This is a genomic window from Erythrobacter longus (assembly GCF_000715015.1).
Classification (GTDB): Bacteria; Pseudomonadota; Alphaproteobacteria; order Sphingomonadales; family Sphingomonadaceae; genus Erythrobacter; species Erythrobacter longus.
Window position 1 is genome coordinate 275,488 of sequence record NZ_JMIW01000002.1, and the last position, 9,529, is coordinate 285,016.

General features: G+C 57.3%; 8 protein-coding genes and 1 tRNA gene. 5 read left to right on the plus strand and 4 right to left on the minus strand.

The features are described from left to right. Positions 1 to 59: 59 nt before the first annotated feature. On the minus strand, positions 60 to 1,238 hold the full coding sequence (locus EH31_RS07300; RefSeq protein WP_034959434.1) for a phosphoserine transaminase: 1,179 nt from the start codon (positions 1,236 to 1,238) through the stop codon (positions 60 to 62). Between the two features lie 151 nt (positions 1,239 to 1,389). Between EH31_RS07300 and EH31_RS07305 the strand changes: the two genes are divergently transcribed. Next, positions 1,390 to 2,640 carry a glycosyltransferase family 4 protein gene (locus EH31_RS07305; RefSeq protein ID WP_034959436.1) on the plus strand — a complete coding sequence of 417 codons (1,251 nt, stop codon included), beginning with the start codon at positions 1,390 to 1,392 and terminating at the stop codon, positions 2,638 to 2,640. 53 nt (positions 2,641 to 2,693) lie between these two features. On the opposite strand, the gene EH31_RS07310 is transcribed toward EH31_RS07305, so the two are convergent. Then, positions 2,694 to 3,149 (minus strand): hypothetical protein, encoded by a 456-nt coding sequence (locus tag EH31_RS07310; protein ID WP_051699047.1) that lies wholly within the window; start codon positions 3,147 to 3,149, stop codon positions 2,694 to 2,696. Between the two features lie 81 nt (positions 3,150 to 3,230). Beyond that, a complete protein-coding gene (locus tag EH31_RS07315; protein ID WP_034959437.1) occupies positions 3,231 to 3,899 on the minus strand; it encodes a PadR family transcriptional regulator in 669 nt (222 codons plus the stop codon). A 116-nt stretch (positions 3,900 to 4,015) separates the two neighbouring features. Between EH31_RS07315 and EH31_RS07320 the strand changes: the two genes are divergently transcribed. Further along, positions 4,016 to 5,416 (plus strand): replication-associated recombination protein A, encoded by a 1,401-nt coding sequence (locus EH31_RS07320; RefSeq protein ID WP_081853279.1) that lies wholly within the window; start codon positions 4,016 to 4,018, stop codon positions 5,414 to 5,416. Next, positions 5,403 to 6,305, plus strand: a complete 903-nt coding sequence (locus EH31_RS07325; RefSeq protein ID WP_034959438.1) for a hypothetical protein — start codon at positions 5,403 to 5,405, stop codon at positions 6,303 to 6,305. The genes EH31_RS07320 and EH31_RS07325 overlap by 14 nt, the downstream gene beginning before the upstream one ends. A gap of 4 nt (positions 6,306 to 6,309) precedes the next feature. On the opposite strand, the gene EH31_RS16855 is transcribed toward EH31_RS07325, so the two are convergent. Beyond that, entirely contained in the window at positions 6,310 to 6,723 is a 414-nt protein-coding gene (locus tag EH31_RS16855; RefSeq protein ID WP_051699048.1) for a TM2 domain-containing protein, read from the minus strand. A 211-nt stretch (positions 6,724 to 6,934) separates the two neighbouring features. On the opposite strand from EH31_RS16855, the gene EH31_RS07335 reads away from it, so the two are divergent. Continuing rightward, positions 6,935 to 7,010 (plus strand) — tRNA-Thr (locus tag EH31_RS07335). 262 nt (positions 7,011 to 7,272) lie between these two features. After that, the gene (locus EH31_RS07340; RefSeq protein ID WP_152553503.1) at positions 7,273 to 9,495 is read left to right on the plus strand and encodes an ATP-binding protein; all 2,223 of its coding nucleotides are present in this window, start codon (positions 7,273 to 7,275) and stop codon (positions 9,493 to 9,495) included. Positions 9,496 to 9,529 lie beyond the last annotated feature (34 nt).

Genomic DNA, 9,529 nt, shown 5'->3' on the forward strand with positions numbered 1-9,529 from the left:
GGAGTGTTGGCTTGAACGAGATCCCGGCTTTCGCTGGGATGACGCGAATAACGAGAGGCTCAGCCGCTCTTGACGGCTTCGTAAGCCCATTCAATCCATGGCAAGAGGCGCGAGATGTCCTCTGCCTCGACCGTGCCACCGCACCAGATGCGCAAGCTTGGCGGGGCATCGCGATAGCCATTGAAATCGTAGCCAACATTGCGCTCTTCGAGCATTTGCACGATTTTCTTGGGCACAGCTGCCTGATCTTCGACCGACAAACCGTCGTACCAATCACCAGTAAATTGCATACAAACGCCGGTATTGGTGCGCTTTGCCGGGTCAGAAACCATGTTCTTGAGCCAAGGCTTGGCCTCGATCCAGTTCTTCACGATGTCGGCATTGGTGTTCGCCCGCTCAAACAAAGCTTCGCGCCCGCCAATGGACTTGGCCCACTCAAGCGCGGCGATGTAATCTTCGGTTGCCAGCAGCGAAGGCGTGTTGATCGTCGCGCCTTCAAAGATGCCGCGATTGATCTTGTCGCCTTTCTTCAGGCGGAAGAGCTTGGGCAATGGCCACGCGGGGTCATAGCTTTCAATCCGCTCAACCGCCTTGGGTGAGAGAATAAGCATGCCGTGCTGGGCCTCTGAACCCATGACTTTTTGCCATGAGAAGGTGGTTGCATCGAGCTTTGCCCAATCCATTTCCATCGCGAAGATCGCGGATGTGGCATCGTTGATGGTGATGCCCTTGCGGCCTCCTTCAAGCCAATCTGTGTTCGGGATCATCGCGCCTGAAGTGGTGCCGTTCCAGGTGAAGACAACGTCATTGTCCTGCGGGATCGTGGCAAGGTCAGGGATTTCGCCATAATCGGCGGTCAGCGTTTGCAGGTTTGGCAGTTTCAGCTGCTTTACCGCATCCTGAATCCAGATGTTGCCGAAGCTTTCCCACGCAGCGACCGAGACAGGGCGCGCAGGATCAAGCATTGTCCACATGGCAGTTTCAAGAGCGCCAGTGTCCGATGCAGGCATGATGCCGACAAGATAATCGTCTGGAACGCCAAGCAATTCGCGGGTCAGGTCAATCGCGTATTTCAGGCGACCTTTGGCGTGCGCTGAACGGTGCGAGCGACCGAGCGAACTTGTTTTCAGCTTGTCTAGGGACCAGCCCGGGAATTTAACCGTGGGACCGGAAGAAAATTGGGGGCGCTCAGGTTTGAGCGGCGGCTCGTGCAAGAGCCCACGTACGTAGTCAGTCATTGTATTCTCTCCTTACAGAGAGCTCGCGCGGCGTTGGGACCGCGTGGCCCGGAGCTGCGTTTAGAGACACCCGGTGACTTGTCAATGAACATTGATGCGAAATTCGGCAACTATGGTAACGCAGGCCGCAATCCCCTAGATAAAGCCCTCCATGCAAATATCCGATCTTCACCCTTCTGAACTCAGATCGTCTGATCTTAGCCCGTCTGATCTTAGGATCGCCCTGTTCAGCGGCAACTACAATTACACCCGCGATGGAGCGAATCAGGCGCTTAACCGCCTTGTCTCCACTTTGCTTGGCAAAGGGGCGAAGGTGCGTGTCTATTCGCCAACCGTAGCAGAGCCCGATTTTGAGCCAACGGGGGACCTTGTCCACATTCCCAATGTGCGCATGCCGGTAAAAGGGCGCGGCGAATATCGCCTCCCCTTGTGGCTTGGCAGCGCGGTAAAACGCGATCTTGTAAAGTTTGAGCCCAATATTGTGCATATCGCCTCGCCCGATCCTGCTGGCCATGCGGCGCTTCGTTGGGCGCAAGAATATGACATTCCGGTGCTTTCGTCGGTTCACACACGGTTTGAAACCTATCCGCGCTATTATGGTCTGGCTTTCCTCGAACCCTTGGTCGTCAAAATGCTGCGCCGGTTCTACAATCGCTGCGATGCTTTGGTTGCGCCATCGCAAAGCATGATTGACGAGCTACTCGACATGAAGATGCACGATGATATCGGACTTTGGTCACGCGGAGTTGATCGCTCCATCTTTGCCTCGGAAAAACGCGATGTGGAATGGCGACGCAGTCTTGGGCTTGCTGATGATGATGTGGCGATCGTCTTTCTTGGGCGCCTTGTGATGGAAAAAGGGCTCGATGTTTTTGCCGAAACCATCGTCCAGTTGAGAAAACGCCAAGTTCCGCACAAAGTGCTGGTCATTGGCGATGGCCCTGCGCGCGAATGGTTCGAGGCCGCCCTGCCCGGCGGCATATTCGCAGGGTTCAAGACCGGCGCTGACCTTGGCCAAGCTCTGGCGAGCGGGGACATCTTCTTCAACCCCAGCGTGACCGAAACCTTCGGCAATGTCACCTTGGAGGCGATGGCTTGCGGGCTTCCCGTGGTAGCGGCAGGCGCGACCGGGGCATCAAGCCTTGTGACCGATGGCGAGACGGGGCGGCTTGTGCCGCTTGTCGGCAAGAAGGGGGCAGAAACTCCGTGCAGCGAAGCCTTAGCCGAGGCGATTGCGCCCTATTGCCTTGATGCGAACCTGCGCCGCGCGCATGGCGCAGCAGGTGAAGCGCGCAGCCTCGAATACAGCTGGGAGGCGATCAACAGCATAGTTGCGGACACTTATGTCCGATTGGTCGAGGAACGCCGCGCGCTGCAAATGGCCGAGGCGCCCTCTGCGTAAAGGGCCCCTGCGTAAAGGGCCCCTGCGCAAAGGCGGCCCCAGCCTACTGAAGCTTACCGAAGCACGCCGTTCACCTGCTGACGCCGCGCGTAGATAAACAATGCGATTGTGATTACCCAAATCAATGCGGCGAACAGGCTGTGCCCCATGGTCTGGTAGGATGCGGGCAAATCAGAAAGCAGCCGTTGATATACGGTAAGGCCCAAGAGGCCGACCAAGGATATGCCAAAAAGCGCTGTTGCAAAACGGCTGCGCAAAAGCAGCGCACCTGATCCCAGCAGGCATCCCCATACACCCAAGGCCCAGAATGCACTGGCCCAGGCGGGAATGTTGGCGAGATATTCGATTTGCTCAGCTGGAATACCGCTCCCTTCGAGCATACCAAGCTTGGTTGTAGTGTAGCTGACCGCGCCGCCGCTGTTCCACAGCAGGCTGACACCCCCAACCACCCAAAGGTGCCAAGGTGTTTTTGCGCCAGCACCAGCGCCACCATTCAGTGTCGTTTCCATGAGTTTCCCCTCCTCTTGAAACGTGTCGTCCAAGAAGAGGGGTATACTCTTGTGCTCCCTAGAGCAAATCGCTGACTGAGATCACATGCGCTCGATGCGCTTGGCGACCTCATCGATAATGTCGACGATTTCGTTGATTGCCGCTTGGTCGAGCTTGCCCGCTTTTGCGCGGTTCTTAAGGACCGTGCCAAGGTTGCCCATTGCGCGGAAGAGGTCGGGGGATTTTTCCTTGATCCGCTCAGTGCGTTCCCCGTGTTCGCCAAGACGCTCCATCAATTCGGCCACTTCTTCGGCGCGCGCTTCAAGCTCTGCCTTGCCCGATTTGGTCGCTTTGAAAGGCTTCTTGCCGCTGGTGTCCCCTTCTTCGCCTGACTTGGCTTTTGCAGGCTTAATCAAGCCCTCTTCTTCAAGCAGTTGCAGCGTTGGATAAACGGCTCCCGGCGATGGGGCATAGCTGCCACCAGTCATGTCTTCGATCGCGCGAATAAGCTCATAGCCGTGGCGTGGTTCGCGGGCAATCAGGGCAAGCAAGGCAAGCCGAAGTTCGCCTGTACCAAACATGCGGCCACGGCGTTGACGACCAGCCCCGCGGCGAGCAGGTCCCCTGCCCACGGAATCGTCGTGCCATTCTCTCGACTTGCGACGCGAACGGCGCTCCGCGTTGTCCCAATCAGATGCGGCAGAAGCTGCCATCATCGCAATCATCGGCCCCAGCTTTTCCCAGCCGCCATTTCTGCCATTCCAAGTCATTTTGCATCCTCCTGATAGTCTTTACGTTGGTTAAGATATATCTTCGACCTATCATTTCAAGAGGCCGGCGCCTTGATTCTGGCATTTCCCGACGAACGGCTTATGCCGGTCTGCGAATGGCTGATTTGTTTGAAAGCGACGTGCCGCAGGAAAATTCCGGGCGTGACGAGGCGGTACGCGATGATGCGCCGCTGGCCGATCGCTTGCGCCCGCGCGCGCTGTCAGAGGTGATCGGGCAAGAGCATTTGACCGGGCAAGAAGGCGCGATTGGGCGAATGGTTGCGGCAGGCAAGCTTGCAAGCATGATCCTTTGGGGCCCGCCCGGCACTGGCAAGACCAGCATTGCAAGACTACTCGCCGCGAGCGTTGGTATGCGGTTTCAATCGATCAGCGCGGTCTTTTCAGGCGTCGCTGACCTCAAGAAAGCCTTTGCCGAGGCGGACAAGATGGCCGCAGCAGGTCAGAAGACGCTCCTTTTCGTGGACGAAATCCACCGCTTCAACCGTGCGCAGCAAGATGGGTTCTTGCCGTTTGTGGAGCGCGGGACGGTGACGCTTATAGGCGCAACAACTGAGAACCCGAGCTTTGCTTTGAACGCGGCGCTTCTTAGCCGGGCACAGGTGCTTATCCTTGAACGGTTGGGGCACGAAGCCTTGGGCGCTCTGCTAGCCAGGGCGGAAGACCTCGAAGGGGCCCTTCCCCTTACCGATGACGCACGCGCGGCCCTTATCGCGAGCGCGGATGGCGACGGGCGGTTTCTTTTGGGGCAGGCAGAGACACTGTATAACGCCAACCTGCCAGAGCCGCTCGATCCAAAAGGGCTTAGCACATTCCTACAGCGCCGTGTCGCTGTGTACGACAAAGACCGCGACGGGCATTACAACCTCATCAGCGCGCTGCACAAATCCCTGCGCGGCTCCGACCCGCAAGCATCGCTCTATTACTTGGCGCGCATGCTGACCGCAGGCGAAGAGCCGCTCTACGTCCTTCGCCGCCTCGTGCGATTTGCGAGCGAGGATATTGGCTTGGCCGACCCTGCCGCCCTCACCCAGTGCCTTGCCGCCAAGGACGCGTATCAATTCCTTGGCAGCCCAGAGGGCGAGCTCGCGATTGTGCAGGCCTGCCTTTACTGCGCCACCGCGCCCAAATCGAATGCGGCTTACGCTGCGCAAAAAGCTGCGTTCAAATCCGCGCGCGAAACCGGAAGCCTGATGCCGCCCGCGAATATCCTCAATGCGCCCACCGCGCTGATGAAAGACATCGGGTATGGCGCGGGATATTCCTACGATCACGAGGCCGAAGACGGGTTTTCCGGCGACAATTACTGGCCCGATGAACTGCCGCCGCAGACCTTTTACGAGCCGGTCGAGCGCGGATTTGAGCGCAAGGTCAAAGAGCGCATCGACTATTGGAACAAGCTGCGTGGGGAGCGCGCGTCCTCAAGTAGCGAAGCGGTAGGACATAAAAACACGTCCTCAAGTAGCGAAGCGGTAGGACACAACAATGCGCGAGTTTGATCATTTCCTCGCGATTGATTGGTCCGGTGCAAAGGGTGAGCGCCACAAGGGGATTGCGCTGGCCCTTGCCACCAAAGCGGGCGAAGCGCCCGTTCTTGTCGAGCCACCAAAAGGCGGGTTTTCCCGGACCGATGTGTTTGAAATCCTGCGCGATGATCTGCCCGTCAACACGCTTGTCGGGATTGATCTGGGGATCAGCCTACCGTTCAACGATTGCGGCGCGTTCTTCCCCGGTTGGGAGCGCAGCCCCAGCCACGCGAAAAAGCTCTGGGCGATGATCGATGCCATTTGCGATGGCGAACCGCATTTGGGCGCAAACAGCTTTGTCACCCACCCTGAAGCGCGCAAGTACTTTCGCCACGGTAAAGATGATGAGGGCGAACACTTCCACCTTCCCGATGCCGTCAGCCGCCAAGGCCGGTTTCGCGAGGCCGAAATTGCGCAGTGGCGTCAAAAATGCCGCCCGGTAAGCAATTTCAACCTCGTGGGCGCTGCACAAGTGGGCAAAAGCTCGCTCACCGGTATGCGGATGCTGCATCAATTGCGCGGGCATTTGCCGGTGTGGCCGATGGATAAAATGCCCGAAAAGCGTGTGCACACCGGCGGATCAATGTTGGTTGAGATTTACACCGGATTAGCTTCGCGCGAGGCAGCCGCGCGCAGCGGTTCTCGTACCAAGCTTCTCACCTATGCCGACCTGAACGCAGCGCTTGAGGCTATTGAATGCCCGCCAGTGGATGAAGTGGGGGAGATCGACGACCACTCCTCTGACGCGCTTCTCACAGCGGCATGGCTGCGCAAAGCGGCGAAAGAAGAAGAACGATGGGAACCACGCGCTCTCACGGCTGAGATTGCGTGGACTGAAGGCTGGACCTTCGGAGCGTTTTAGGCGCTTAGCGATAGATCCGGGTGATGTCGTCGCGGCGCTCTTTGCGATAGCCGGTTTTCTTCAGATCATCGAGCATCGCTTGGCGGCGCTTATCGACCTCATTCGCAACCGCCTTCGGAGCCTCCTTTTGAACCTCAACAGGCTTTTCAGGGCCATAGATCATGTCGATCGTTTTCAGGTTGCGCTCATTGATCATGCCGGGGATCAGGAACAGGTCGATCAACCACAAAAGCGCAAGGATCGACCAACCGATGACGGGAATGATCAACATGATCAGGCGCACCACCGCCGATTTGGTTTGCCCGGCGTAAAACCGGTGCGCGCTGAACGCGCCAAAGAACAGCCAAAGGAGATAAGCCACCGCCTTGGATTTCTCATTCTCTTCAAACAGCAGCTCTTTTTGCTGAAGCGTGTCCATTTCCACCCGTCCCAAATTCAAATGCCAAGATATATCTCAAGGTCAGCATTGCAAGGCGATAAGACCGCTTTGGACGCCTTCTTCGACGAAGTGATGACGGTGTTCGGCGAATTCATGTGAAAAGGGGTCTGGACATATGCCCCCCTTTGCGGCTAGCGGGCGCTCTCGCAAGGCGTTGCGGTGAATCGCCGCCTTGTGATTTTGAAAATGGGCCGGCTTAGCTCAGTTGGTAGAGCAGTTGATTTGTAATCATCAGGCCGCGGGTTCGACTCCTGCAGCCGGCACCATTTCCCCGGCATCTCTGGCATTATCGACACCGCAGCTCGCGCCATGATGATTGGTGCTACAAATTGCATCGGTTTGCAGCCCTCCCCATTTGCTCAACCTCAGGTGAGCTTGAGTTTCTGCGCGCTTGCTGATCACCAAACCTGAACCTCACCCATGCTTCATGTTTAACCTCTTGGCCAGAAGCCACGTTTGTGGCTGGCGTAAGCCGAATTTCAACACTGTGAGCGACCTAGGCCGAAAAAGCGCTTTTGAACCGGGCAATTGCGGGTTATCCCCCCGCGTATGGGGTGCGAGCAGTGTGACAGCGAAAGCCTTAAGGGCCATAAGTTCTGCAGCAATTGCGGAACGAAGCTTGCCGCCGCCTCTGCGCAAAACTCAAAACCTGAAACCGAACGGCGCCAGATTACGGTTCTGTTTTATGATCTGGTAGGCTCAACGCAGCTTTCGACCAGTGTCGAGCCAGAAGATTTTCGCGATGCAATCGCCAATTTTCACAATGTCGCCTCAGCCGCTGTGCGCCCCTTTGACGCCTTTGTAGGGGCGCATGTCGGAGATGGCGGGATCATCTACTTCGGCTATCCGGTCGCTCGCGAGGATGCAGCGGAATGCGCGATTTTGTCTGGCCTTGCCCTGACCGAAGCAGTTTCGCAAATAACGCTTCCCAACGGTGAAAAGGCGCAAGCGAGGGTTGGCATCGCGACCGGGACAAGCATCGTTGGCCGCATTGAAGAAGGCGACACTGGCAATAGCGCGGTTGGTAAAGTCACCAGCCTCGCAGCACGGCTTCAATCCTATGCAAAGCCCGGCCAGTGCGTCATCGCTGAACGCACAAGGCGCCTTGTTGGCGGATTGTTTAAGCTCGAAGACCTTGGGATTATCGAGGCCAAGGGTTTTACCGATGATGTGCACGCCTTTGGCGTGGTTTCCCGCCAGGAAACAGACCGCTTTCGGGCACTGCGCGGAAGTGGTCCGGAGCTTATCGGGCGCAAGGAACAAACCAACGCCTTGCGCCAAAAGTGGGAGGCTGTGCTTGGCGGCGAGAACCAGACTTGCCTGGTGGTGGGCGAAGCAGGTGTCGGCAAATCCAGGCTTATCGCTGATTTTGTGAACTCAATAGACCACACAAATATTGCGTTCATCCCCTGCTTTTGCGCGCCCCACAGCCGTCAAGCAGCGCTGCGCCCGTTCATTTCCCGGTTCAGAAACGTGGCAGGTGCAACCGACCACAAAACTGCGCCATGTATCAAAGCCTTGGATGAACGCCTTGCGCCGCGAACGAGCGAGCTTGATAGGCACCTCATCCGCCGCCTTATTGGGATAGAGTGCGATACTCCTGCACAAGCGCAGGCCATGACTTCGGTCCAACTGCGCAAAGCCACTATCGAAGCGCTGATCAATCAAATCGACTTGCTCTCCAATGATCAGCCCGCTCTGGTGCTGATCGAGGATATGCACTGGGCCGATCCGAGTTCGCGCGATCTTGTCGAGAAAACCCTCGCGCGGACTGATCTTGGCCGTGTCTTCGTGATTATGACAGGCCGGCCGGAAGTTGATGAGACCTGGACCAAGGCAAGCAGTGTCGACCGGATCGAATTGCCACCTTTTACGCCTTCAGAATCGCAAGCGCTCATCAACCAGGTTCTGGGTGCGCAAGCGTCACCCTCCATGGTCAAGGCAATATCGGAGCGGGCTGGCGGTATTGCTCTGTTCGTCGAAGAATTGACCAAGGCCGTTCTTGATTCAGACGCTCATGTTCCGGGCGATGTCGCGAATGGTTTTGAACTCCAATCGACATTCTCTTTGCCTGAAACCCTTCAAGATTCGCTGCTGGCGCGGCTTGACCAATTGGGAGAAGCCAAACGCATCGCGCAAATCGCGTCAGTCGTTGGCCGCGAATTCACGCAAAGTGACTTGGCCAGAGTTGCGCCCGACCTGACCCCGTTGATCGAGCGCGGCTGCGCGATACTGCACAAGTCTGGAATGACGACTGCCCTTTCAGGCGAAACAAGCGCCTACCAATTCCGCCACGTCCTGATCCAAGAAATCGCCTACTCGACCCTCGTTCGAGGCGAGCGGCGCGAATACAATGCAAGGCTGTTGGAGGCGCTGGAAAAAGACGCCAACGCCCAAAGCTCAATCGATGCAGAGCGTTGGGCGCACTATGCCAAAGAAGCCGATCAGCCTGCGCGCGCGATACATTATTGGCTTTTGGCGGGGCAGGATTCCTTGAGAATGTTCGCCATGAACGAGGCCGAGGCTCGTCTGAGGCGCGGTATTGATCTGATCAATCAAGTCGGAGACCCGCGCGAGCGTGCACGGCTTGAACTGGAATTGCTGCTCACCCTTGGCAAGGTTCTTCTGGCTCAGGTCGGCCACGCTAATCCGGAAACCGGCAAAGTGTTCGCGCGCGCCAAGATTCTCGCAGAAGAACGCGGCGACCGGGCCAAACTCCTAAGCCGTGTTGACAAAAGCCTTCAGCCATAGGCGCGCTGCGGCGAGGTTGAGGAAGCTCTCGAAG

What these genes read in the sequence shown, in the direction of transcription:
- EH31_RS07315 (WP_034959437.1), bottom strand. Translation starts at nt 3,899, where the DNA reads ATGACTTGGAATGGCAGAAATGGCGGCTGGGAAAAGCTGGGGCCGATG.
- EH31_RS16855 (WP_051699048.1), bottom strand. Translation starts at nt 6,723, where the DNA reads ATGGACACGCTTCAGCAAAAAGAGCTGCTGTTTGAAGAGAATGAGAAA.
- EH31_RS07300 (WP_034959434.1), bottom strand. Translation starts at nt 1,238, where the DNA reads ATGACTGACTACGTACGTGGGCTCTTGCACGAGCCGCCGCTCAAACCT.
- EH31_RS07320 (WP_081853279.1), top strand. Translation starts at nt 4,016, where the DNA reads ATGGCTGATTTGTTTGAAAGCGACGTGCCGCAGGAAAATTCCGGGCGT.
- EH31_RS07305 (WP_034959436.1), top strand. Translation starts at nt 1,390, where the DNA reads ATGCAAATATCCGATCTTCACCCTTCTGAACTCAGATCGTCTGATCTT.
- EH31_RS07325 (WP_034959438.1), top strand. Translation starts at nt 5,403, where the DNA reads ATGCGCGAGTTTGATCATTTCCTCGCGATTGATTGGTCCGGTGCAAAG.
- EH31_RS07310 (WP_051699047.1), bottom strand. Translation starts at nt 3,149, where the DNA reads ATGGAAACGACACTGAATGGTGGCGCTGGTGCTGGCGCAAAAACACCT.